Here is a 25,603-nt window from a genome sequence, read left to right on the forward strand (position 1 = left end):
AATTGTAATAATTTTAGCAATTACAGCTTCTTTTTTAATTAATTTTGCATCAAATAAGTTTAAATCAATTAAAATCTCATCATAATGAATTTCACAAAATCAATCGCAATTATGGCACTTTCCAGCTTATCGTTAGTGAGTTGCAAAGACAACAAAACTGAAGTAAAAACTGAAACAGCTTCAACAGAAACTACTGCTCCAAAAGTTAAAAAAGAAATTGCAGCTGCAAACCTTCAAACTGCAAGCTTCACTATCGAAGGAATGACTTGCGCCATAGGTTGTGCAGCAACAATTCAAAAAGAATTAACAGCTTTAGACGGAGTACAAACCGCCAAAGTAGATTTTGACAAAAAACTGGCTACTGTAACATTTGACAAAACAATTCAAACTCCAGAAAGTTTAACTAAAATTGTTCAAGCTACAGGAGACGGAAAAACATATAAAGTGAGTAATATGAAGTCTTAATTGACTAAATTGTTGAGACAAATTACTTCAATTTTCACAATTCAATTATAAAAAAAGCCAAAAGCTGAATTCTTAGCTTTTGGCTTTTTTGTTGCTTTATTTCGAATAAAAAAACTGTGACCTATTTATAGTGAGATTGCTTCGTTCCTCGCAATGACTTTGATTTCAAACTGAAAACTATATTCTTCAAACTGCAACATAAAACTATTTCCACTTCAAAGTTTCCATCAAACGCTGCATATCATTTTTCACATAACTTGCTGCTGGCATAATAGAATCAAAATTAGGCTTAGTATAAAAATAAACTGAACCAGTAACAAAATGTTTAACGCTATCAGTAGCGTAAAATTGAGAGTTGGTTGCCGCATTTCCGTCTACCTGATAAAACATCCCATATACTTTTTTATCTGGGTTTATAAATGGCTGTTCCAATATATCATCCGCTTTTATAACATGCTCATATGTCAATTTTTGAGCATCTCTTAACAACTTATTTATATTTCCATTTACTGATTTGTATGTAATATATATTGTCGCTTTCATCTTTGGATACGTAATTGAATATCCGCAACCTTTATCTTCTTTTACAATCGCTTTGGAGTTCACATCAAATTCAAATGGACAATTACTTTTAAAACCAATATATTCGGCTTCTGGATAATCTAGTCGCAAATAACTGGAAGGTTTAGGTAAAACATCATTTTTACACCCTACTACAGATAAGAAGAATGCAAAAAACACAACTAGAACGGTAATTTTTTTAAGCATTTTGTATTTTATTCAATCGTTACTTTAATTTGTTTGACACGTTTTTGATCTACAGATTCGATGACAAACGTACAGTTTTCAAAAACTATTTTCTGCCCTTTTTTAGGGAAATTACCCAACAGCTCCAAAATAAATCCTGCTAACGTTTCAGCTTCGCCTTTTTTCTCCTCGAATAAATCTTCATCAACATCAATAATTCTATAGAAATCTTTTAGATTTATTTTACCTTCAAAAATATAATTTCTATCATCAATTTGAGAAAAATTAACAGGCGCATCATCAAATTCATCACTTATATCACCAACTATCTCTTCTATAACATCTTCCAATGAAACCAATCCAGATGTTCCTCCGTATTCATCAACAACAACTGCCAAATGGCTTTTCATACTTTGAAAATCTTTGAGCAAATTATCTAATTTTTTATTTTCTGGAACAAAAAAGGGCTCTCTTAATAAAGTTATCCAATCAAATTCTACATCATTAATATAAGGAAGTAAATCTTTAACAAACAAAACGCCTTCAATTTGATCTATATTATCGCGATATACAGGAATTCTCGAAAATCCTTTTTCAATAATTTTAGGGTAAATTGACGCAAAAGACTCCGTAATTTCCAAAGCAAAAACATCAATTCTCGGACTCATTACTTGTTTAGTATCAGTATTACCGAAAGAAACAATTCCTTCCAATAACTTTTGTTCATCGGTTGAAGTTTCATCTGTAGCAGTTAATTCCAAAGCCTGTGAAAGCTGATCTACAGAGAAATTTGTTTTTTGTTTACCCAATTTATTTTGCAAAAATAATGTAACAGAACGCATAGGTATACTTACAGGCGATAAAACCTTATCTAATCCAGAAACAGGATAGGCAATCAATTGAGCAAATTTCACATTGTTTCTGCTGGCATATACTTTTGGTAAAACTTCACCAAAAAGTAATAATAGAAAAGTCACTAAAATCACTTCGATTATGAATTTTAAAACAGGAGAATTTATGGCTGCAAAAATATCTTTCCCAACAAAAGAGAATAAAATTACCACGCCGATATTAATGAAATTATTAGCGACAAGTAATGTTGCTAAAAGTTTTTTTGGTTTTTCTAAAAGCCTTGCTATAATTTTTCCTTTTGAATTATTTTCTAAAAGAGAATCTTCTAAATCTTTTTGTGATAAGGAAAACAAAGCTACTTCGGCGCCTGAAACTATTGCGGAAAAAAACAACAAAATAATAATTCCGATAAAACCGAATATTAAAGTAAAATCAACTTGAGAAGCAATCTCTAAACTGGGCTCTGGGTCCAAATTTGTAAAAATTAGTTAAACAATTAAAACGGCAAGTCATTGATTGGCAAGTCGTTATTTTGAGGGTCAAAGTTAGTGTTTTTTGTGGATTCCGAAGAATTTAATATCTTATTACTTTCCGCATCTTTTTTGGTAGTCAAAAAAGTAAACTCGGTTACTTGGATTTCCATAGTATGCTTTGTTGAACCATCTTCTGCTTGCCATTGTCTTGATTTAATACGCCCTTCCACATATATCTTATCTCCTTTTGAAAGATACTTTTCACAAATTTCGGCGGCTTTATTACGCACTACCAAATTATGCCATTCTGTAGAAACAATTTTTTCGTTAGTCGTTTTATTGATATAAACTTCATTTGTAGCCAATTGAAATCTCCCAATGCAGTTTCCTCCTTCGAAATAATGCATCTTAACATCCTCGCCAAGATGACCTATAAGCATCACTTTGTTTAATGATCCATTCATGATTGTGTGGTATTTCTATCAAAGGTACATTATTTTTTGAAATCTGCTTTTATTGGATTTAGCAAATATATTCCACAAGAAATCAACTTCATCTCAAACTATTCAACTTTACTACTTATCTTTTTTTAATCAAAATCCAAACTTGCTCATTAAAATTGACCTTATTGATTCCTGTTAATTTCTCCAATACTTTAAAATAGTTATCATTACCTTTTTCGTATTTCCCACAACTTAGTAATTCAACAACAGCAGGAAATCCTTTTTCTTTTTCAATTTTTTCAACGATTAAAGCGTTGATTAAGTAACTCACGATTAAATGTTTCTCTTTGCTTTCACCAAAATTATAAAATCCATCATACAAACTAAGCCAATCAGATTTGGGATTCGAAGCTACTTTCTCTTTGAATGTTTTAAGAATTTGTTCCCAACTAATCCCCCAACTTCCACCATATAAATAAGCACAACCTTCATCAACAGGTTTATTAATTAGATTTTTTTGAATTGCATTTCTCGCTCTTTCATGCCACAAATCGTGGGGATCAAAACTATTAAAATTGGTGTTATATGTTCCGTTAACCAATAAAGTAGTTCGATTTTCAATGGCATTAATAGTACCAACAGAATGCCCATTATACTCTAACTTATACAACACACCAATATTTTGCATCACTTCTAGCATGTCATTACAACCATACCAAACAATGCTATTTTCTGGTGCATTTAGCTTTTTATCAAATAAAGCTACATCCTTAACATAGTCTGTAGCGACTTTTGTATTTAATTCTTTTTTAAAATAAAAAATACTGTTTCCTATTTTTTTGGTTTGCCAAGAAAGTGTATTCCGTTTCAAAGGCGATAAAAAATAAAACTTATCATCCTTATATTTGGCCAATATCTCAAAGCTGGCAACCAAGATTGGCATGTTTTCATTTATACCTATATATGATAGCTGAATTATAAAATTACTTTTATCGATTTGCACGATATTATTCAAGTAGCTTTTGTAGAAATTATCATCTTTGAATTTTGCACTTTTCTCAATTCCTTTCATTTCATCCAAAAGAATAGAAGTTTCCAGCAAATCTTCTTTCAAAACAAAAATATTCTCTTTGTTTGGACTTTCTTTTTGTATCAAAAAACCATTTAAAGATTTTATAAGATGACTGGCTACCAAAGTATCTTTTGGCAAAATTACATTTGCAGGAACTATTAAAGGGCTGGTTTGAGCAAATGAAAGAGTCGAAATAAGAAGTAATCTGATTATTAGGAATTGTTTTGATTTCATATTTTGTTTATTATTAACATTCAACATAATATAGTTTTAAGACTTCCACCGCACTTGATAAGGATAAGTTTCATAAACAACATTATCTTCATTAATAGTATAACCCGATTTCCCGTCTTGTTTTGCTTCTTCATATAATTTTTTAGCTTCTTCTTTTTTATCCAAACGAACTAAACAAATCACTTTATAAAATTTCGCATCCGATAAATTAGGATATAGTTTTAATGCTTTATCAAAAACAATAATAGCTTCTTCCCACTTTTTTAGTTCATATTTTGAAACTCCATAATAAAATAAAGCCGTAGGATGTTCTAATCCTTGTCGGTTTCTGAAAATATCATCATTATAATCTTTAAAAAGTTTTTCGGCTTTAGAAAATTCATTGAGTTGCAAATAACACAACCCAATATAAAAATTATAGGTATGATCCATTACATAATTATTTCCAAACTTTTTAATACAATCCTCAAAATCTAAAATGGATTCTTTATAGGTTTTAACAAAAATACATTTAATAAAAGCTCGGTATGCTTGATGTTTTTCAGGATTTAATTCTACAGCTTTATCTAAATACACCATACCAATTTCATATTTTCTGGCTTTAAAATAAGGCATTGCTTTTTGTTGCCATAAGTAAGATATCGTACTGTCTTTTTTTAAACCGGTATCTAGACAATGTTGCCATTCTGACATTTCATAAGTGTAACTGTGCTTTTCGGCACAATTGGTAACGAATTCTTCTATTATAGCTTCTTGATTTTTCTTAATTGTTTCAGGATTAATTTGTGCAAATGTCAACATTCCAAAATGAAGACTTAGTAAGAGGAAGATTTTTTTCAATGTGATGATTTTTATTTTTGAAAGATAGAAAAATCTTACCTGTAAATCAAAACAAATATATTCTTACTACTTTACTTTATAATTTCTCTTCAATAAAATTATGAATTACTATTGGAAACGGAAATGTTTTGACGGTCTTGAGATCAATTCCCTTTTCAAGAGTTCCTTTTAAACTCGCTTTCCAAAACTTGATATGCAAATGTTGGTGCGAAAGTTTATGAATTATACTTTCGGAATTATATTCTAGCAAGCTCATAACTTTATTTCCATCAGGAAATAAATTCTGAATCTGGGGAGCAATTATCTCAAAATCTTCTACTTTCTCCGTCTCTATCAAAGGAAATTCATATAAATTATGCCAGATTCCTTTGGCTGTACGCTTTTGGATTAAGGTGTTTTCCTTATCGTCTATACCTATTATATAATTAAAGTAGCGATTTCGAACTTTTGTCTTCTTAGACTTCACTGGTAACTGATCAACAATTCCTTTTTCCAAAGCAACACAACTATCATTAAAAACACAAATACTGCAATCTGGATTTTTGGGAACACATTGTAGCGCACCAAATTCCATTATAGCCTGATTGAATTGTGCCGGATTGTCTTTTGGCATGAGCTCAAAAGCTAAAGCAGCAAATTCTTTCTTGGCGCTGGCTTGAGCAATATCAGTTTTTATATCAAAATAACGTGAAAGTACTCGAAATACATTTCCATCGACAACGGGAACGCATTCATTATAAGAGAACGAAGCTATAGCTGCCGCAGTATATTCGCCAATTCCTTTTAGTTTTAACAGATCTGAATAATTATCTGGGAAAACACCTCCCATTTCTTGAGCTACAATTTGCGCCGTTTTATGCAAATTTCGAGCACGGGAATAATACCCTAATCCTTGCCAAAGTTTCAAAACTTGTTCTTCATGTGCATTTGCTAAATCAAAAACAGTTGGAAAAGTTGTCGTAAAAGACAAAAAATAAGGCATTCCTTGCGCAACTCTTGTCTGTTGTAACATAATTTCTGAGAGCCAAATTGGGTAAGGATTGGTTGTTTTTCGCCATGGTAAATCCCGCTTATTCTGCAAGTACCAATCAATTAGCGTGTTAGAGAATTTCATCTTAATATTTTAGAAAACAAAAGTAAATGTTTATGTAATTAAATTTTAACGATTTAGGTTGATTAATTGTTTTTTAAATTCATATATTTGCACACTCAAAAAAATTATTACAACATAATAAAAAGGAAAGAAAATGACGAAAGCAGATATCGTAGCGAAGATTTCAGAAAAATTAGGTCTTGAAAAAGGTGATGTTCAAGCAACTGTAGAGACTTTTATGAACGAAGTTAAAAATTCACTTGAAACTGGTGACAATGTTTACCTAAGAGGTTTCGGTAGTTTTATCGTTAAAACAAGAGCTGAAAAAACTGGAAGAAATATTTCCAAAAATACCACTATCAAAATTCCAGCACACAACATTCCAGCTTTTAAACCTGCAAAAGTTTTTGTTGAAGGGGTTAAAGTAAACAACGAAGCAAAATAACACTATTAATTAATCATAAAATCTATTAGATATGCCAAGTGGTAAAAAAAGAAAGAGACATAAGGTAGCGACGCACAAACGTAAAAAAAGAGCGAGAGCTAACCGTCACAAAAAGAAAAAGTAGTTTTAAACTACTTTTTTCTTTTTTAAGTTCATTGAAATCGGATTTAGTCAAAAGTCGAAGATCAAAAGTTGGAAGACCAAAAATTGATGCTTATTGTCTAGTCCACCGGGTAAACAAACCTGTTCAAATATTGTTTAATCCATCCTTGAAAAGTTCATGGTTGGTAGTTAATTGTTAATGGATTTTTCCAAACAACCGACAACCTATAACCGACAACCTATTCACGGATAAAAATTTACAAATGAATAAAGAATTAATCATTCGATCTAGTTCTGATTTCGTAGATTTTGCCTTATTAAAAGATGGAAAACTAATTGAATTACACAAAGAAGAAGAGAAAAGCAATTTTCAAGTAGGTGATATTTTTATTGCCAAAATAAGAAAACCTGTTGCTGGACTTAATGCTGCTTTTGTAAATGTAGGCTTCGAAAAAGATGCCTTTTTACATTATCACGATTTAGGACCAAACTTAGCTTCCCAACTGAAATTCATAAAACTTGTAAGCGCAGGTAAAATAAAAGATTTTTCCCTAAAGAACTTTCAGTTTGAAAAAGAAATAGATAAAGATGGTACTATTACAGATGTAATTAGTGCTAATCAATCTGTTTTGGTACAAGTCGTCAAAGAACCAATATCGACCAAAGGGCCAAGATTAAGCGCTGAGCTTTCTCTAGCAGGAAGATTTATTGTTTTGGTTCCGTTTTCTGACCGAGTTTCTATATCACAAAAAATAGAAGACAAAAAAGAAAAGGAACGTTTGAAACGTCTTGTACAATCAGTCAAACCAAAAGGATTTGGCGTTATTGTTCGTACAGTAGCCGAAGGCAAAACCACAGTAGAATTAGAAAAAGATTTGCAGAACCTGCTTAGCAGATGGAATGCAATGTGTAAAAAATTACCAACTGCTCATCATCCTTCCAAAATATTAGGAGAGCTTAATAGAGCTTCTTCAATATTAAGAGACGTATTCAATGATACCTTTAGTGGTATTCAGATAGATGATGAAGAGTTGTACCAACAAACAAAGGATTATGTGCAGGAAATTGCACCTTCCAAACAATCAATTGTTAAGTTCTATCAGTCTAAAGACACTCCTATTTTTGAGAAATACAATATAGAGAGACAAATCAAGACTTCATTTGGAAAAACTGTTTCCATGAGTAAAGGAGCTTATCTTATTATCGAACATACTGAAGCTTTACACGTTATAGACGTAAACAGTGGAAACCGTTCTAATAAAGCTACCAATCAGGAAGATACAGCCATGGAAGTCAATATGATTGCAGCAGCCGAAATCGCAAGACAATTACGTCTTCGAGATATGGGCGGAATCATAGTCGTTGATTTTATCGATATGTCTAATCCCGAAAATCGTAAAGTCTTATTCGACTTCCTGAGGGAAGAAATGAGTGACGATAAAGCAAAACACAAAATCTTACCACCGAGTAAATTTGGGTTGGTCCAAATTACCAGACAACGCGTAAGACCAGAAGTTAACATAAAAACAAGAGAAGAAGATCCAAACAATGAAAATGGTGAAATTGAAGCACCAATATTAATCATTGACAAAATTACTTCTGATCTGGAAAGAGTTTTAAAAACCCACAATAAAGTTGTACTTAATGTACATCCATTTGTGGCTGCTTACCTCAGTAAAGGGTTTCCATCATTGCGTTCAAAATGGTTTTTTGAACACAAAAAATGGGTAAAAATCATACCACGTGACGCTTACACGTATTTAGAATATCATTTCTATGACAAAAAAGGAAATGTTATTTCAGAATAAAACAAAACCGCCTTTCGTGAGATTGGCGGTTTTTTTGTGGGTTATTCTCGTTGCGAGGAACTAAGTAATCTCATATCGAAAGTAACAAAACTTACTTGTAGCTATTTTAAGTAATAGCATTAGGAGCTATTTCCAACTATCCGCTATATCTTTTCCTTTTTAAAGAAAAAGGAAAAGGATGCCGCTACTATCTGGGCTAGGGCATTTGTTTTCAAAACAGCAAATAATATATTTACCAAAAATTAAAAGTTGTTATAAAAAAATCGCCTTTCTCAGAGATGAGAAAGGCGATTTTTTTATGTCTTGTAAATAGAAATAAAGTCATTTATTAAATTTTGACAGCTTGTAGTTTCAACATTGTCTTCTGACGTTGTACCAACATTACAGTAAACAAAACTCCCATTAAGGACATCCCTATTCCTACTAAATTAGGCGATGCATAACTAAATCCAGCTATCAAAGGCAATCCACCTAAAAAAGCTCCCAAGGCATTCCCTATATTAAATGAAGCTTGTATCGCTGCCGAAGCAATCATCTCGGCACCAACCGCAATCTGAATCATCAGCATTTGGATTGACGCAATAAAAGTAAACGAAACACATCCCGTCGTAAAAACTAACAACAAACTAATATAAGGATTAGAAGAAAAGAAATAAACCATTGTTAAATCCAAAGCCATAAGTAAAAACAAAGTAATAAGTGTTTTATCAGGTGGAAATGTATCCGCTAATTTACCTCCAATAACATTACCAACAACCATTCCTGCACCAGCTAATATCAAAATATAAGGTACTTCGGCAGCATCAAAACCAGAAATATCAGTTAATAAAGGAGCAATATAACTAATCCAACAAAACAAACCTCCTACTCCAATGGCAGTTATCAAAATCACCAGCCATGCCTCAACTTTCTTAAAAAGTTTCATTTGCTTTTTCATTGATACTTTATCATTAGAATGTAGATTTGGCATCCAAAAATAAAGAGAAATAAAGGTAAGAATCCCGAAAAGACCAATCAAAGCAAAAGTGAAACGCCAAGAAAAATGATGACCTACATAAGTTCCTATTGGTACTCCAATAAGATTAGCAATCGTTAATCCAGCAAACATAATCGATATCGCCTGAGCTTCTTTTCCTTTGTCAGCAAGGCGGCTAGCAACTACCGCTCCTACACCAAAAAAAGCACCATGAGGTAATCCAGACAACAATCGAGTTAAAAAAAAGAATTCGTAATTGGGTACAATTATCGACAAAGAGTTAAAGAAAGCGAGCATAGCCGCCAATATTAAAAGCGTTTTCTTCGGTGGATAATTTCGAGCAACAATGACCAATAAAGGCGCACCAATGACAACGCCAAGTGCATAAGCCGAAATTAAATATCCAGCGATTGGAATACTAACTTTCAAATCAGAGGCAACATCAGGTAAAATCCCCATCATCACAAACTCTGTAATTCCTATTGTTAAACCACCCAAAGAGAGTGAGAGCAAACTTTTTTTCATATTATCCTAAAAAAGATTATTAATTAACGTTGCATCATTAATATATCAACGCCTATTTTACATTGCAAATTTATTTAAAATAATTCCAAATAAATTGTAATTTTACAACATAAACTTGCAATTATAGGTTATGAAAACATTAAATCAATTTGATACTTTAGTGATTGATGAATTTGAGGAAGACAAATATCACCTCCCTACACATAGTCACACCTATTACGAGATTATTTACATTATCAAAGGCAGCGGAATTCATGAACTAAACAACAATTTGCTTCACTACCAATCTGGAGATTTATTTGTAATCTCAACCGATGATGAGCACTATTTTGACATTAAAAAAACAACTCGGTTTTTCTTTATAAAATTTACTGACACCTATTTTAATTCAAATAGAAAACTAACTTGCGACGAATTCCTGCTCAATACTCCAGAGAATATCATGCGTGATAAATCACTCAAAGAAAATGTGCTAAAACTTGATGAAACTTGCGCAAGCATATTAAAAAACACCATTGATAATATAAGGGCCTACAATTGTAAAGCCAATATTTCAACTTCACCAATTATATTTTACCAAATCTTATCCATTTTTGGATTGATAAAAGAAAGTCTGCAACAACAGAATATCAAAATCACAGGTTCTGGAATAGACAACGACCAGATTATCTCTTATATTCATCAAAATATTTACAAACCAAAACTGATTCAAATTAAAACTATCGCAGAACATTTTAATATTTCTCAAAGTTATTTTGGCACTTATTTCAAGCGGAATTTTTCAATAAGCTACAGGGATTACAGTAACAAACTGAGAGTAAAACTAATAGAAAAAAGAATTTTGAACAAGCAATTATCGATGAAGCAAATTGCTTTTGAATTTGGTTTCACCGATGAAAGCCATCTTTCAAATTATTTTAAAAAACAAAGAAACATAAAACCTAGCGCTGTTAGAGAATTATAATAAAGTCACTCCTTCACAATCTCAATTTTTCTTCTAATTTCATTTCCAAATTCATCCACCACGGTAATATAATGAAATCCTGTAGTAGCAGAAATAGGCATTTCATGAAACGTTTTGGTACTGCCCTTATAAACATTATCAACATACCAAAACAATTTACTTTCTCGTTGTGAATGTGCTACTTTTAAAATCACGGGCTGCACTTCACTATTAAAATTTTTGGTGAGGTAGATTTTGCTTTTGGCTTTAGGATAAATAAAGTCCATCGTTGTCGTTTGCGCTCCCATACAATCATTTCGAAACGGTGGCAATGGCAAATACTCTGTATGCTGGCTTTTGTAATACCAAGCCATTACAGGCGGTAATACAAACCAATTTTTGGTCACTATATTTTCTATGTTTTCACAACTGCTATTCACTTGAAATTGTTGTGTTTTATCTAAATGCACTGTTTTATGATAGGGACAAGTTGCTGTGTTTTTTCCTTTTTTGGAAACCCATTGTTTAATTGTTGGACAGCCTTCTTTAGCCAAATAACCACTCAAATTACACACCTCAACTTCTTCTAAATCTTTATATGGAGTATCAAACCATCTTTGCCTTGGCAATAAATTAAAAACATCAAATAAAATAGGTGCTGAACTTGTTACCCCAGTTAATGTTGGTCGTCCCTCGCCTGTTGCATTCCCAACCCACACTCCAACTACGTAACGACTATTTGTTCCAATCGCCCAAGCATCACGATTACCAAAACTAGTTCCAGTTTTCCAAGCAATTTTAAGTGAACTGTCATAGAATTTCCAAGCTTCATCACCTTCAGGGCGATTGACTTGTTCCATTGCATTATAGGTAAGCCAGATTGAACCGGCTCCTAAAATATTCTTCTGCTTGGTTTCATCACCAAAATTGACTTGAAAATCATTCTGATAATTGAGCTCGGCAAATTCATTGGTTCTGTATTGACCTTGATTTTTATTGAAAAAATTTAAAGTAGAAGACAAACCCGCATACGTCCTGCACAAATCCCACAAATTACTTTCGGCGCCACCCAAAATAAGTGATAAACCATAATGATCTGGTGGTTTAGAAATATCCCTCAATTTAAATCGCTGTAATTCTTCATAAAATTTATTCACCCCAAAATCCTGCAACATCAAAACCGCAGGAATATTCAAAGAACGCGCTAAGGCTCGATGAGCTGGAACCGCTCCATCAAATGTCAAGTTGAAATTTTGTGGCGTATAACCCGAAATTTGTGTTGGAATATCAGCCACCAGTGTATTCGGTAATAACTCTCCATCGTCGAGCATTCCTGCATACAAAAGCGGTTTTAGAATACTTCCTGTACTTCTTGGCGCATCAATAATATCAACATCTTTTTGATGATTACCGTCAGTTGGAGAATTCCCAACATAACTCATCACATTTCTATTAGACACATCAATAACCAAAATAGCCAAATTATGAACTTCATTCTGTTTGTATTGGTTGTAATAATACCTCGCAATTTGATTGACTCTATTTTGCAAACCAATATCAATAGTTGTTTTTACGCGAGTTCCCTCTTGATTCTTCGCGACACGTTGCAATAAATGTGGTGCAATTTGTGGCAAATTATATGGCTTTTGAGGCAAAGGTTCGTCTATAGAAAGTTCATAGGTTTGTTTATCGATTATTCCTTCTTGCTCAAGTTTTAACAAAAGCCTATTGCGTTTATTGAGTAACTTGATTTGGTTTTTTCCTGGATATATTAAACTCGGAGCATTAGGCAATACAGCCAAAGTAGCACTCTCCGCCCACGATAATTGATAGGCTTGTACTCCAAAGTACCGCCAAGAAGCCATTTCGAGCCCCACAACATTTCCTCCAAAAGGTGCATGAGCCGAATACAATTCTACTATTTCATTTTTAGAATAACCCAATTCTAAGCGAGTAGCGAGAATAAGCTCCATTACTTTCTCAAAATAGGTTCTTCCTTTGCCTTTTCTGGACAAACGAATCACTTGTTGTGTAAGTGTACTACCGCCACGAACGACTTTGCCTGCTTTTCTATTTTGCTGAAAAGCATTTACCATTGCCACAGGATTAAATCCGGGATGTTTATAGAAATATTCATCTTCAAAATAGACAATACATTTCTTGAATTTATCAGGAACACTATCTTGAGCAGGAAATCGCCATTGTCCATCTCTAGCAATCTTAGCACCAAGCAATTCTCCTTCCTTACTTTCAATAACTGTAGAATAAGGCTCTTGAAACAAGGTTCTAGGCAACGAGAAATAATAAATCATCAACAGCAAAAATGCTATTGATGATTTTATTTTATTTTGTTTTATCCAATTGATAATGCGCTGAAGCAAAGCAATTAATTTATTTTTCAAAGTGATTGTTATTTACCGCAAGCGTTGCAAAGTTATTCGCAATTCACTAGGGTTATTGAAATTCAAACTTAAATTTGGGCCACAGATTGTACAGATTAAACGGATTTACACAGATCATTTAACTTCTTGAATATATTTACGACTGTGCATTATATTGAAAAAAATATGTTACGCAGATTTATTAAAATTATTCTGAGTGAATCTGTAAAATCTGCGTGCTTTTTTAATAATGGTACACGTAACTAAAATCATATCTTTTATATTAATCATTTAATCTGCGTAAAATCAGCTCAATCCGTATCATCCGTGTGCCATTTATCTACTTTACCACCTGAACCCAGAATCCTTTAGTTCTCGCCAAAAAGGTATTATCATACATTGCCTCACATTGCAATCCAGGTAAATAATAAGTTCCTAAATAAGAGGCGTTCAATAATATACTAAAGGCTTTTACTTCGCCTGCTTTCAAACCAAAATAGAAATTGGTTCTATCATCTCGGATATCAATATAATCGGCAACATTGTTGGTTGCATCTCCATAATCAGTAAAACGAGTATTTACAATTTCAAAACCAGAAGGTAAAATTTGAGATAGCGCCACATTTTCTACACGCTCATTCTTTTGGTTTCTAACCGTTACCTCAGCAACAAACTCAGTTCCCTGATTTATTTTAGAAACATTAATCACACCGCCTTTTCTATTTTTAAAAACAATAGAAGCCGAAACATTACTTTGAATCGCATTTTCTTGACCAATAGGAAGAATTCCAGTATTCAATACCCGAACAAAAAGTCGGTTCTTTTTATTGTTTTTTAAAGTCACACTATTTGTTCCCATTTTGACAACCAAACTTCTATCAGAGATTGTTTTTAACGTTTTAATTGTTTCAGACTTTCCGTCTTTACTCCATTGAACATCCATTCCTTTTGAACCATTACTCAAAGAAAACTTAGCCATTGCATACAAACAATATGCTGTCGTTTGTGTACTCATCCACATATCGCTTGACATTTCTTTGGCTAATTTTGTAGCCATTGCGAATGCTTTTGATTTTTGACCTAGCAACACCATTGTCTCCAAAGTCATCGCACGATTCCTGTCACTAGAACCATAATAGTAATAATTATAATTAGATTCCTCGTCTATTTTAGTATTCAACAATAAAGTCAAACCAGCTGATTTTTGTCCTGCCAATACATAAGCAGAAGCCAAACGCAATTTACTTTCATTCGAAATTCCTTTGGTTTCTCGCAATCTATTCATCGAAGCCAAATCTGGAGCTCCGGCCAAAGCCAAAGTATATAAACGATACGACTGTGCTAAATCATTGCCATATCTAGATTCAAATCGCCATTGTTTGGCTTCTTTTTGTTGGTACGAAATCCATTTTGATTTGAAATTTATCGGTAAGAAATACCCTTTTTTCTCGGCTTCAATCATAAAATGTCCAGCGTAAGAAGAACCCCAATCATCTGCTTCAGTTCCGCCTTGCCAATACGCCATTCCTCCATTCGATAATTGGAAACCTCCTAGTCTTGTGATTCCTGCAGTTACATTTTTCTGAATTAAACCTTTTCGAGTAGCATCCAAATCAGCTATATCATTCAAATACAATTGCGGAAACACTGAGGAAGTCGTTTGCTCCACACAACCATGAGGATATTGAATAAGATATTGCAATCTGCCATTCAAATTAATAGTTGGCATTGATGAAATCTCCAATTTTGCCTTATTACTTCCAGCAACTCCAAATGTTTTCCATGAAATAGTTTTTGCACTATTTGGTTCTAAAATCACATCCGTAAATGTATTTGTCACTGGATTCGGATTGGTCATATCAATCTCTACATCATAAACCGATTTTTCTTTACCCGAAGTCGCTACAATTTGTACTTTTCCAATTCCGGTAACGCTACCAACAGCCAAATTAAAATAAGCCATTTTTTCATCAGGTTGTGCGAATGAAACTTTTTGCACAGCACTACCAATAACTTTTAATCCATTATTTGTCTTAATTTGAACCGTTACATTTTTGATGTTTTTTTCCATTGCAAAAACAGTAACAGGAATCGTCACTCTTTCGGATGGAGAAATTTTTCTTGGCAACGAAGCCAATACCATCAACGGACTGCGAACAGGAGTTGCTTTTTCGACACTACCATAAGCACTTGTTGTCGCATCACCAGCTACAATCATCGTTTTTACTGAACCAATGTATTTTGGTAGTTTTATTTGATGGGTTTTAGTTTGTCCTTTTTCTAATTTAAAAGGTCCCATATAAATCACAACAGGTTTAAAACGGTTAGCTTTTTTGGCTTTACCACCACCTAAATCCTGGTCCCCACCAATACTAAAGATCTGATTTACTTTTCCGCCATACGCTCCAATCACATCATCGTAAATATCCCAGGTTTTCACTCCCAAAGCTTCACGAACATAAAAACTATCCCAAGCATTTGGTGCTTTAAAACGAGTTAAATCCAACAATCCTTCATCAACAACTGCAATCGTATACGTCATTTCTTTTCCTGATTGTTCACTTACTTTCAAAGCAAAAGATTGTTCAGGTTTCAAAACATCAGGCATTACTAATTTAGGTTCAAGAATTGTGTTTTTATCAATTACTTCAATAGGAACAATTCCATACATTCTAATTGGCAAATCGTTTTTTGTCGAAGCATGAGGTTGCAACAATGTGATATTAAAATAAACATTCGGTGCCATCGCCGAAGTAATTGGAATACTCACTTTGGTTTCTCCTTTTTGGGTCTTCGCCCAAAGGGTTTGCACTACTTTAGAACCATTTTCAATAGAAATAAAAGCTCTGCCTCCTTCACTTGATGGAAATGAAATCTGTGCTTTTTCGCCAACAGCGTATTTTTCTTTATCGGTAGAAAAAACCAACATATTTGCCGTTGAAGCGTTCGTGTTTTTAGTTTTTCCAGACCACATTGGCCAATCTATATTAGCCGTTAATGCAGTTGCATGACCTCCAACCTCATCCGAAACTCGAATTAAATAACGTCCCCATTCTTCATCAGTCAAAGCAAAACTTACATTTCCTTTTCCATTAGCATCGGTATTTACTCTAAAAGTTTTATACGAAGTCGTCGCATCATCCGAATTGTAATTGGATAAATTATCACTAGAAGCATCCCACCACCAGCGCCATTCTACTTTGAATACTTTTACCTCTAAGTTTTTGACTGCTCTTGGTCTTCCATTTTCATCGACAGTAACAATGTCAAATTGATTTACTTTTCGGGTTTCAAGCATGCCGTAACGATTCGGCTCTGGCGATTTTATACCTACATATGTATTATAAGGTGAATACGTCGTTGCCATAACATCGGTACTAAAATCTCCTCCTTCTTCATAGACTTTGGTAATAAACGAAGCTCGCAACATACCAGGAGCCTGACCTTGAATTTTTGGGTCTACAACTGTGTTTGCTTTTCCGTTAGCATCTAATTTACCTGAAAAAACAGTAATCTCTTCGGTACTGAATTTTCGAACTAAATCATCAAAAATATACTTCTCATAATTCTTGAAGGTTGTCGCTTGTTGCGAAAATTTGGCTTGCATTTCTACATTCAGATTTTTGGCAACTGCTCCGTGAAGCCAAGTCACTTCGAGCGTGCTAGTGTTTGGATAAGAAGAAGAAAGTACCGCTCGTTTGAAACTATTTTTAATTTTTAAACGGTTGGGTTTTATGGTTTCAATTTTGATACTCTTGTAAAACTTAGCTCCACCAACGCTTACCATGGCTTCCCAATTTCCAGTTGGCGCATCCATTTCGGTTGGAACTGTAAAAGCATAATGATTCCATTCATTCGTTTTTTGAACGGTTTGATACGTCACTTTCCCATTAGGGTCGGCCAATCTAAACTTTATCGGGTGTCCCAAAGGCAATTTATTCGAAGCATCATTCAAAATAAAAGATAAATACAAATTATCACCCGGACGCCAAACGCCACGTTCCCCATAAATAAATCCTTTGAGTCCTTTTTGCAAAGTCTCTCCAGCCACATTAAAATTACTTACCGATAATGAAGTTCCGTCATCAAGCTTTACGTAAGTCGATTGTGTGCCATAAGTTACAATCGCAAAATAAGCGAACGTATCTAATTGAAAACTAGCAATTCCTTCACTGCTTGTCGCACTTGTGGCTAATTTTTGTTGCTGAAAACTGTATAAATCAACTCGCGCATTCGAAATTGGTTCGGTTGTAATGATATTATTTACGGCAAATAAGTACGATTTATTTTCGCCTCTTTTGGCTATCACACCAACATCCGAAGCCAAAATATTAGTTCCTATTCTAGCGTTGTAATAATATGAATTTGTACAAGGATCTTGACTTTCTCTCCATTCATAATCGTCATAATAGTAATCATCATAAGAGTTTTCACTATAATTCACATCTTTTTCATCTACTTCTTCTGCCTCTTCATTTTCGCTTTCGTCTGCATTAGCGTTTTCACATTTATATAAAGAATAGGCTTTTTTATACGAGAACTCCACTCTGTAAATAGCTCCCGGTTCTGGTGTAATAATTTTAGATAAATCCAAAGCAAAAGTGTTCCATTTACCCAAATTCACCAAGCTGTTCTCTTTTAAATTAATAGTCGATTTGGCAATAGGCTGACCTACTCTTTTTAGATTTCGAGTACCATTCAATTCATTATCCTGAAGAAACTGAAGAATATTGTTTTTGTAAATTTTATACACTTTTACATCTACAGCACTTAAGTTTACCGCTTCAAAATTGAGTTTTAAATTATTCGAACTTGGCAAAATAGTTCCACTTTTTAGAAAACGAACATTGGGTTTTATTTCATCAAAAGAAATTTTCTCAGAATAATTCGCATTTAGTTTTTTGCCATATTCACTTTCGATTCCTTGAAAAACCTCTAACAACAAATCTCCTGCTAGTTTTTGAGAAAAAACTGCTGGTTCTGGTTCAACAACTTCAACAACTGATTCCTCTACTACAACAGATGCAGAATCAACTGCAACTGCAGAAGTATCAGCAACTATTACTTCGGGCGCTACTTCGGGTATTACTTCAACAGGCTTTTTTACCTCTTTTTCATTATTAAAATATACTTTTAAAACATTACCTTGAGTAGAAAACTTTAAATTATTAGTATTTTGAATCGCTACCAAACCTTTAAAATCCTGACCTTTCTCTAATGGTTCCGAAAAATTAATAGATAACGATTGATTGCCTTCTCCCTGCAATTCGGATTTTATAATTTTAAACTCATTTAAAGTCGTAATTGGAAAATCGATAGTTCCTTTTTGGTCCATATCATAATCCGTTCCGTCATAGGAAATCGCAAGATTGCTTGTAATATCTACCCGCTGAATACTGTCAATTCTAAATTTGAATTCTCTGGCAACAGCTGGAGATTTTTCAAAAATGACATGTAAATCTTTTCCGTTATGTTCGGCTTCAACCAATTTTTTAGCAGTTTCAAAATCCATATTGTCCGCTGTTTTCAACACACAATTCAGATATTGATATTCTTTGCTATACGATTGAACATCGAGTGTATTAAGAGTAAAATCCTGTTTGATGGTTTTTACAGTAAAATTAAATTGGGAAAGTTCTTTGTGCTTTTCAGCTACTTTAGGATTGATTTTATCCAAATGCAAAGTCACTTGGTATTCGGTTCCTGATTCCAGCTTTTTTTCGGGTATAAAAGCAATGGTATTGTTCGAAAGTGCCACCACTTTTCCATGTACATTTGGAGAAATATCCAACAAATCATCATCTAAAACCTGATTGACTTTCCAATTATTATCGAAAGCCAAAACCACCCGAATATCAGATTGCGCCGAGACTATTCCCCCAGTAAAACTGACTATGTACTCTTTAAATAATGAAAAATCGGAATTAAAATCGGCAGCAGATTTTTTACTACAACCTTGAAACAAAAAAAATACACAAAACACGAAAATCAATCCTTTTGTTTTCACTTTTATTTAGAGTTAATGGGTTACGAATTAAAATTTTATAAAATAACCATCACGTTTTACAGTTAAAATCATAACTGCAAAATCGCTCATTATATTGTAGTAAAAGTATGTTTTTATTTAATTATTTTAAGAAGAATTTTCGGGATTTAAAAAATATTTTTTAGGAGTGTTTTTAAAATGTTTATTTTCTCCTAGAAGCAAAGAATCGCTTCATCAAATCCGCAGCTTCATTAGCTATAACACCTGAAACTACAGTAGTTTTAGGATGCAATTTGGTTCCCATAGTCATAAACCCACGTTGCTCATCACGAGCTCCAAAAACAATTTTAGAAATCTGACTCCAATACAAAGCACCCGCACACATTTGACAAGGTTCAAGTGTTACATATAAGGTACAATCTTTTAAATATTTTCCGCCTAAAAAATTCGCAGCTGCTGTTATTGATTGCATTTCGGCATGAGCGGTAACATCATTAAGTAATTCGGTCAAGTTATGACTTCTTGCTATTACTTTATCTGCAACAACGATTATGGCTCCGACAGGAATTTCGCCTTTTTCAAAAGCCATTTCAGCTTCCTGCAAAGCTTTCTTCATAAAATATTCGTCGGTGAAAGGATTTATCATTTGTTTTAAATACTTAGAAGTAAAAACCAAAAATAAGTTTTTAAATCTATAATTTGAAATTTTGAGGATTTCGATACGTTGAAAAAATATCGAGAATATAGATTCTGTTTTGTTCTATTCGGTAAACTATTTTAAAATTCCATTTAGGAAAAAATCGAATTTCTTCTGAATTGAATAATGGTTCTATGGGGTTTTTATCAGGAAATAAATTTAATTTTTCACCTAAATCAAATAAGGTTTCTACAACCAAATCAGCATTTTGTGGACTTTGCAGATAAATATAATTATAACAGTTTTGAATAGATTCTATAGCATTTGGAGACCAGACAACTGGCTTCATTTTTTTATAATTTTATTCCTTGCTTCTTCAGTTGTGTAGCCAGCTTCTCCTGCATCCGATAGTTTCATAATTCCACTCAAATGATTTTTATATTCAGTAGCTGTTAATGGTTTCCCATCAGTGGAGTAAGTATAAATATCATTATTCAGTAAATCTTCTATTTGATTTAGCAGTTGTACATTTTCAGTATCCAAGATTCTGTGTACAATATTTCTACGTTGTGTTTCTACATTCATAGCATCTAGATTTACTTCAAAGTTATAAAATAAAAGTTTAAATCATTTCAACATTAAAATATCAATTTTTAAATTATAACTTTGAATTTCTTATTCGTTTTATCCCATTTCACTAGTTAAATTTATATCCTTAATTATATGTTTTTAAAAGATCATTTAAAAAACAGTATCATAATTTCTCTTTGCTCAATTGTATTGCTGGTTTCTCCTAATGTAACCGCACAGCATAAAAAAAAAGTTAAAGCTGTTGTCACAACAGACTTCGACGAAAGCAAAGTACCTATATTAATCGGGAAAATTGAAACCTATACTTTTACCATTGACAGAAGCAGGTTTTTACTTGAAAGAGGTTACGATGTTTCTTCTATTGAAAACGCTTTGCCTGAAATTGAAAGAAGGGTAAAAGGCTTCAAGAAACGATTTGAAAAGCGTGGACAAAAAGCAAACTTACGCAGCCTTAACAGTTCGGTTATTTTACTTGGTGAAATATCCGAGAATTTGACTTCATATAAAGTACTTCTTTCAGGTTATAGTGATCAGCTGACCAAAAAAAATAAGGAAGTAAAAAAAATACTAAATGACCAGGAATTAAATGTTCAGGTTGAGGATTCTTTATTGCAAACACAATTAAAAGATGTAGTGACTGAGGCTAAAGAACTAAATAAATCACAGAAAAAGGTATTGGCTAAACTAAACTTATTGACTAGCCGCATTTCGATCAATTTATTTCAAACTCAGGATTTGTCTTCTGATATGGTTTATTTATCCATTTCAAAAAAGATAAATATGTGGTCACAAGAGGAAGCTCCTCTTTTTCAAGCAAAACCAAGCGAATATGAAAGTTCCTTTTTCGATATTGTTATAAAAGCCTTGGAGCGTTCGAGAAAGATTTTGATAATTTATTTGAGTACCAAAATTGATGTTATTGTTTTAAGCCTTTTGATATTTACCTGCTTAACTGCTTGGATGATATCGAATAAACGCCGAATTAAAAAACTAGGTGATTCAGAATCCATTTTATCGCAAGTAAAGTTTTTGAAAAAGAGTATAATTGTTGGGTCGTTATTCGCCTTTTTTAGCTACGTCCCTTTTATTTTTGGCAATCCTACAATGTCACTTTTGCACACTTTAGAATTATTCCGCCTTAGTTTGCTCTGCTTTTTACTATTACCATTTTTAACCCAGCAAGCTAAGGTTATGTGGTTTTCTTTATTTGGAATTTGGTTTTTTTATGCAATAGATGATGTTTTACTTGACTCAGCATTTGGAGAACGTTGGGCTTTATTTTTCATAGGTATTTTGTTATTGTTTTTGTGTGTTAAAATTATTCGCAGCAAAGGCAATTTATTAATTGGTATAGAATCCTCTCCAGCAACTAAAGCTTTGGTTATTTTTACCATTGTTCAGATCATTTTATCATTATCTTTTAATTTAACAGGACGATTATCACTTGCCAAGATATTTGGTGTTAGTGCTGTGCAGTGTTTAATGTTAGGAGCTAGTCTAAAAGTATTTTGCAGCATCGTTGTAGAAGCCATTTATCTGCAAACCGAAGCCTATCAGTCCAGTCGATTTTCGGACTTTATTAATTTTGAAGCACTTCAGCATCGCCTTATAAAGTATTTATGGATATTAGCGGCAGTAGTATTTTTTATAGCTTTTGCCAGAAATATTACCTTATATGAATTGCTGATTAATTCTTGTGCTGGTTTTTTTAACGAAACAAGGAGTATTGGAAGTTTTAAATTTACTTTTTTAAGCATTGCAATATTTATTTTTATCCTTTGGCTATCGTCCGTTATTTCTAGTTTTATTAGTTTTTTCTTTAGAGAACAAACAAATGCCACGGGAAAAAGAAGTGGTTTAAATTCGATGATGTTATTAATTCGTTTGGCAATATGGACAGTTGGTTTTCTTATAGCTGTAGCTGCAGCGGGTATTCCGATTGATAAACTTTCGATTATGCTTGGTGCTTTGGGAGTAGGTATTGGTTTCGGTCTGCAAAATATTGTAAACAACTTGGTTTCAGGTGTAATTATAGCTTTTGAGCGTCCAATTCAAATTGGAGATCAAATTGAAATTGGTAATAAATCTGGCGTGGTTAAAGAAATCGGTGTACGATCCAGTAAAATATACAGTTCCGAAGGTTCAGACATTATAGTGCCAAATGGTGATTTATTGTCCCAACATTTAATCAACTGGACTATGGAAGACAGAAGCAAACGTGTAGAGTTTACTATCGGTTTGCCTTATCATGCGGATATAGAAATGGCTCGTAAACTAATGGGTGAAAAATTAGCGATGAATGAGAAGATATTGACATTGCCTAAACCTACTATTGTAATTCAAGATTTTGGCGAATACGCAATTACGCTAAAAACCCAACTATGGGTTGCGGATTTATCTCATGCAGGAGAAGTAAGGACACAAGCCATGAATGCTGTTAAAATAGCTTTGACTGAGGCAGGAATTAATCTTCAAATTAAGCCGTTGAATTAAAAAAATAAATTAATTTTATAGCACTTTATGGAAAATAAGCACAAAATCACTATTCCGAAACCTTGTCATGAAGATTGGAATAAAATGACTCCTGATGAAACAGGCCGTTTTTGTAATAGCTGTTCTAAAAGTGTAGTCGATTTTACAAAAATGCTTCCGAATGAAATTCAGGATTTCTTCATAAAAAATGAAGGTCAAAAAGTTTGTGGTCGTTTTCAAAACAAACAATTAGATTCTATAATTATTCAAATCCCAAATCAGGTTTTGTTCTCGCAAGTTCATTATCATAAAATGTTCTTATTAGCATTATTTATTGCTATGGGAACCACTTTATTTAGTTGTAAACAAGAGAATGGAGATAAACAAAGAATAGACAAGATTGAAGTTGTAAAAGATACTTCGGAAGTTGAAAGAATTCAGGTTGGAGATACTCAATATAATCCAAATGATTCAACTCACATACCTCCTCCACCCCCACCTCCAAAATCTGGTCGAGTTAAACATATAAAACCCTGTACAAAGACAGAGGAAATTTTAATTAATAATGTAACTGCTGGTGATGTCCAAATTGAGAAAATTACAAAAGTTGACACAACACAAATTGATAAAAGTAAAGTCGACACGACTATTCAAAAAGCAATTGATTCTATAAAAAACAAATTAAATTAAATTTAAAACCGTAAATTCGTTTTTTACAAAAAATGAAAAGCAACTTACTACAAAATATCTACAACCCAACCGATTTACGCCAACTCGATGAGGCTCAACTTCCGCAATTAGCACAAGAATTACGTGATTTTATTATTGGAATTGTGGCTGTAAAAGAAGGACACTTAGGCGCCAGTCTTGGTGTTGTAGAACTTACGATTGCCTTGCATTATGTATTTAATACTCCTGAAGATTTATTAATTTGGGATGTAGGTCACCAAGCTTACGGGCATAAAATCTTAACCGAAAGGAGAGAAATTTTCCATACTAATCGTCAACTAGGCGGGATTTCAGGTTTCCCGAAAAGAGCTGAAAGTATATATGATGCTTTTGGTGTAGGCCACTCCTCTACTTCTATTTCAGCAGCTTTAGGAATGGCGATTGCATCCAATTTAAAAGGCGATTTCGAAAAACAACATATTGCAGTTATTGGTGATGCTTCCATCGCCTCAGGAATGGCGTTTGAAGGATTAAATCACGCTGGCGTTACTGATGCTAATTTATTGGTGATTCTTAACGATAATGCTATCGGAATTGACCCAAGTGTTGGTGCTTTGAAAAACTATTTTACTGCCATAAAAGAAGGAAAAAATCCGAAGCAAAATAATATGATTCGGTCATTGAATTTTAAATGTTCAGGTCCAATTGATGGGAACGATATTTTTGCAGTAGTAAAAGAATTAAAGCGTTTACATAAAATAAAAGGCCCTAAATTTTTACATCTCATTACAACCAAAGGAAAAGGACTGCAACAAGCCGAAGAAGACCAAGTAAAATATCATGCTCCTGGTAAATTTGATGCTTTAACCGGAGAAATCATTCCGAAACAAGAAGCACATTTACCTCCAAAATACCAAGATGTTTTTGGATTAACCATTTTAGATTTAGCCAAAAAGAATGAAAAAATTGTTGGAATCACTCCTGCAATGCCATCAGGAAGTTCTCTAAAATTTATGATGGATGCATTTCCAAAACGTGCATTTGATGTTGGTATTGCCGAACAGCACGCAGTGACATTAGCTGCAGGAATGGCAACCCAAGGAATGGTTGTGTATTGCAATATTTACTCAACTTTTTTACAGAGAGCCTATGACCAAGTGATTCATGATGTGGCTTTGCAAAATTTGCCCGTTATTTTTTGCTTAGACAGAGCGGGTTTAGTTGGCGAAGACGGAGCAACACATCATGGTGTTTTCGATTTAGCTTACTTACGTTGTATTCCAAACATGATAATTCATGCGCCTCTGAATGAAATTGCCTTGCAAAACATCTTATATACTGCACAGTTGGGATTAGATCATCCTATTGCAATACGTTATCCACGTGGCAGAGGGGTGACCAAAGATTGGGAAAACTTATATTTAGAAAAATACGAAACAATTGAAATAGGAAAAGCAAAACTATTGAAAAACGGATCAAAAACAGCCATTTTATCAACTGGAACTATTGGCAACAATGTTAGTATGGCTCTTTCAGAAATAGAACATCCAGAAAATTTTGCACACTATGATTTTGCATTTATTAAACCACTTGACGAAAAAGAACTTCATCTTATATTTAATCAATTTGAAACTATTATTACAATTGAAGACGGAGTAGTAAAAGGAGGCTTTGGAAGTGCTATTCTAGAATTTGCATCAACTCATAACTATAATTCTAAAATACAATTTTTAGGAATTCCCGACGTTTTCATTGAACAAGGTTCTATCGATGATTTGCAACAATATTGCGGAATTTCAATCAATAGTTTGAAAATAGTTTTCTCAAGTTATTGAAATTAATTATTTTG

19 protein-coding genes are annotated in these 25,603 nt (G+C 33.3%); 7 read left to right on the forward strand and 12 right to left on the reverse strand.

Annotated features, from left to right (window positions below; translation table 11 throughout):
* The first annotated feature begins 84 nt into the window (after window positions 1-84).
* A complete protein-coding gene (locus tag CLU82_RS06695) occupies window positions 85-465 on the forward strand; it encodes a heavy-metal-associated domain-containing protein (protein ID WP_100842358.1) in 381 nt (126 codons plus the stop codon).
* A 204-nt stretch (window positions 466-669) separates the two neighbouring features.
* Here CLU82_RS06695 and gldD read toward each other — a convergent pair whose 3' ends face one another.
* The 6 genes from gldD to mutY all read right to left on the reverse strand — a co-directional run bounded on the left by gldD (window position 670) and on the right by mutY (window position 6,240).
* Window positions 670-1,233, reverse strand: coding sequence for a gliding motility lipoprotein GldD (gldD, locus tag CLU82_RS06700; protein ID WP_100842359.1), 564 nt, complete (start codon window positions 1,231-1,233; stop codon window positions 670-672).
* 8 nt (window positions 1,234-1,241) lie between these two features.
* On the reverse strand, window positions 1,242-2,537 hold the full coding sequence (locus CLU82_RS06705; RefSeq protein WP_100842360.1) for a gliding motility-associated protein GldE: 1,296 nt from the start codon (window positions 2,535-2,537) through the stop codon (window positions 1,242-1,244).
* 23 nt (window positions 2,538-2,560) lie between these two features.
* Entirely contained in the window at window positions 2,561-3,001 is a 441-nt protein-coding gene (locus tag CLU82_RS06710; RefSeq protein ID WP_100842361.1) for a single-stranded DNA-binding protein, read from the reverse strand.
* A gap of 115 nt (window positions 3,002-3,116) precedes the next feature.
* On the reverse strand, window positions 3,117-4,286 hold the full coding sequence (locus tag CLU82_RS06715; RefSeq protein ID WP_157813333.1) for a hypothetical protein: 1,170 nt from the start codon (window positions 4,284-4,286) through the stop codon (window positions 3,117-3,119).
* Window positions 4,287-4,322: 36 nt separating this feature from the next.
* Window positions 4,323-5,126, reverse strand: coding sequence for a tetratricopeptide repeat protein (locus tag CLU82_RS06720; protein WP_232735227.1), 804 nt, complete (start codon window positions 5,124-5,126; stop codon window positions 4,323-4,325).
* A gap of 76 nt (window positions 5,127-5,202) precedes the next feature.
* Entirely contained in the window at window positions 5,203-6,240 is a 1,038-nt protein-coding gene (gene mutY / locus CLU82_RS06725; RefSeq protein ID WP_100842364.1) for an A/G-specific adenine glycosylase, read from the reverse strand.
* Between the two features lie 133 nt (window positions 6,241-6,373).
* On the opposite strand from mutY, the gene CLU82_RS06730 reads away from it, so the two are divergent.
* A complete protein-coding gene (locus CLU82_RS06730) occupies window positions 6,374-6,664 on the forward strand; it encodes an HU family DNA-binding protein (protein WP_035634379.1) in 291 nt (96 codons plus the stop codon).
* Between the two features lie 365 nt (window positions 6,665-7,029).
* Window positions 7,030-8,574 carry a ribonuclease E/G gene (locus CLU82_RS06735; protein ID WP_100842365.1) on the forward strand — a complete coding sequence of 515 codons (1,545 nt, stop codon included), beginning with the start codon at window positions 7,030-7,032 and terminating at the stop codon, window positions 8,572-8,574.
* 328 nt (window positions 8,575-8,902) lie between these two features.
* Here CLU82_RS06735 and CLU82_RS06740 read toward each other — a convergent pair whose 3' ends face one another.
* The gene (locus CLU82_RS06740; protein WP_100842366.1) at window positions 8,903-10,075 is read right to left on the reverse strand and encodes an MFS transporter; all 1,173 of its coding nucleotides are present in this window, start codon (window positions 10,073-10,075) and stop codon (window positions 8,903-8,905) included.
* A 130-nt stretch (window positions 10,076-10,205) separates the two neighbouring features.
* On the opposite strand from CLU82_RS06740, the gene CLU82_RS06745 reads away from it, so the two are divergent.
* Window positions 10,206-11,039 carry an AraC family transcriptional regulator gene (locus CLU82_RS06745; protein WP_100842367.1) on the forward strand — a complete coding sequence of 278 codons (834 nt, stop codon included), beginning with the start codon at window positions 10,206-10,208 and terminating at the stop codon, window positions 11,037-11,039.
* Window positions 11,040-11,044: 5 nt separating this feature from the next.
* Here CLU82_RS06745 and pbpC read toward each other — a convergent pair whose 3' ends face one another.
* The 5 genes from pbpC to CLU82_RS06770 form a co-directional block, all read right to left on the reverse strand.
* Window positions 11,045-13,420: a penicillin-binding protein 1C gene (pbpC, locus tag CLU82_RS06750; protein WP_100842368.1), complete on the reverse strand. Its 2,376-nt coding sequence runs from the start codon at window positions 13,418-13,420 to the stop codon at window positions 11,045-11,047.
* 319 nt (window positions 13,421-13,739) lie between these two features.
* The gene (locus CLU82_RS06755; protein WP_100842369.1) at window positions 13,740-19,406 is read right to left on the reverse strand and encodes an alpha-2-macroglobulin; all 5,667 of its coding nucleotides are present in this window, start codon (window positions 19,404-19,406) and stop codon (window positions 13,740-13,742) included.
* A gap of 181 nt (window positions 19,407-19,587) precedes the next feature.
* Window positions 19,588-20,031 (reverse strand): nucleoside deaminase, encoded by a 444-nt coding sequence (locus CLU82_RS06760; protein WP_100842370.1) that lies wholly within the window; start codon window positions 20,029-20,031, stop codon window positions 19,588-19,590.
* Window positions 20,032-20,077: 46 nt separating this feature from the next.
* Entirely contained in the window at window positions 20,078-20,371 is a 294-nt protein-coding gene (locus CLU82_RS06765) for a type II toxin-antitoxin system RelE/ParE family toxin (protein WP_100842371.1), read from the reverse strand.
* On the reverse strand, window positions 20,368-20,607 hold the full coding sequence (locus CLU82_RS06770) for a hypothetical protein (RefSeq protein WP_100842372.1): 240 nt from the start codon (window positions 20,605-20,607) through the stop codon (window positions 20,368-20,370). The genes CLU82_RS06765 and CLU82_RS06770 overlap by 4 nt, the downstream gene beginning before the upstream one ends.
* A 138-nt stretch (window positions 20,608-20,745) precedes the next feature.
* On the opposite strand from CLU82_RS06770, the gene CLU82_RS06775 reads away from it, so the two are divergent.
* Genes CLU82_RS06775 through CLU82_RS06785 form a run of 3 tightly spaced genes read left to right on the forward strand, consistent with a single transcriptional unit; the run spans window position 20,746 to window position 25,589 of the window.
* Entirely contained in the window at window positions 20,746-23,106 is a 2,361-nt protein-coding gene (locus tag CLU82_RS06775; RefSeq protein WP_100842373.1) for a mechanosensitive ion channel family protein, read from the forward strand.
* A gap of 27 nt (window positions 23,107-23,133) precedes the next feature.
* On the forward strand, window positions 23,134-23,775 hold the full coding sequence (locus CLU82_RS06780) for a hypothetical protein (RefSeq protein ID WP_100842374.1): 642 nt from the start codon (window positions 23,134-23,136) through the stop codon (window positions 23,773-23,775).
* Window positions 23,776-23,807: 32 nt separating this feature from the next.
* Window positions 23,808-25,589 (forward strand): 1-deoxy-D-xylulose-5-phosphate synthase, encoded by a 1,782-nt coding sequence (locus CLU82_RS06785; protein ID WP_100842375.1) that lies wholly within the window; start codon window positions 23,808-23,810, stop codon window positions 25,587-25,589.
* Window positions 25,590-25,603: the final 14 nt, after the last annotated feature.

This window comes from Flavobacterium sp. 5 (genome assembly GCF_002813295.1).
Taxonomy (GTDB): domain Bacteria; phylum Bacteroidota; class Bacteroidia; order Flavobacteriales; family Flavobacteriaceae; genus Flavobacterium.

What these genes read in the sequence shown, in the direction of transcription:
- CLU82_RS06695 (WP_100842358.1), top strand. Translation starts at nt 85, where the DNA reads ATGAATTTCACAAAATCAATCGCAATTATGGCACTTTCCAGCTTATCG.
- gldD (WP_100842359.1), bottom strand. Translation starts at nt 1,233, where the DNA reads ATGCTTAAAAAAATTACCGTTCTAGTTGTGTTTTTTGCATTCTTCTTA.
- CLU82_RS06710 (WP_100842361.1), bottom strand. Translation starts at nt 3,001, where the DNA reads ATGAATGGATCATTAAACAAAGTGATGCTTATAGGTCATCTTGGCGAG.
- CLU82_RS06715 (WP_157813333.1), bottom strand. Translation starts at nt 4,286, where the DNA reads ATGAAATCAAAACAATTCCTAATAATCAGATTACTTCTTATTTCGACT.
- mutY (WP_100842364.1), bottom strand. Translation starts at nt 6,240, where the DNA reads ATGAAATTCTCTAACACGCTAATTGATTGGTACTTGCAGAATAAGCGG.
- CLU82_RS06730 (WP_035634379.1), top strand. Translation starts at nt 6,374, where the DNA reads ATGACGAAAGCAGATATCGTAGCGAAGATTTCAGAAAAATTAGGTCTT.
- CLU82_RS06735 (WP_100842365.1), top strand. Translation starts at nt 7,030, where the DNA reads ATGAATAAAGAATTAATCATTCGATCTAGTTCTGATTTCGTAGATTTT.
- CLU82_RS06740 (WP_100842366.1), bottom strand. Translation starts at nt 10,075, where the DNA reads ATGAAAAAAAGTTTGCTCTCACTCTCTTTGGGTGGTTTAACAATAGGA.
- CLU82_RS06745 (WP_100842367.1), top strand. Translation starts at nt 10,206, where the DNA reads ATGAAAACATTAAATCAATTTGATACTTTAGTGATTGATGAATTTGAG.
- CLU82_RS06760 (WP_100842370.1), bottom strand. Translation starts at nt 20,031, where the DNA reads ATGATAAATCCTTTCACCGACGAATATTTTATGAAGAAAGCTTTGCAG.
- CLU82_RS06765 (WP_100842371.1), bottom strand. Translation starts at nt 20,371, where the DNA reads ATGAAGCCAGTTGTCTGGTCTCCAAATGCTATAGAATCTATTCAAAAC.
- CLU82_RS06770 (WP_100842372.1), bottom strand. Translation starts at nt 20,607, where the DNA reads ATGAATGTAGAAACACAACGTAGAAATATTGTACACAGAATCTTGGAT.
- CLU82_RS06775 (WP_100842373.1), top strand. Translation starts at nt 20,746, where the DNA reads ATGTTTTTAAAAGATCATTTAAAAAACAGTATCATAATTTCTCTTTGC.
- CLU82_RS06780 (WP_100842374.1), top strand. Translation starts at nt 23,134, where the DNA reads ATGGAAAATAAGCACAAAATCACTATTCCGAAACCTTGTCATGAAGAT.
- CLU82_RS06785 (WP_100842375.1), top strand. Translation starts at nt 23,808, where the DNA reads ATGAAAAGCAACTTACTACAAAATATCTACAACCCAACCGATTTACGC.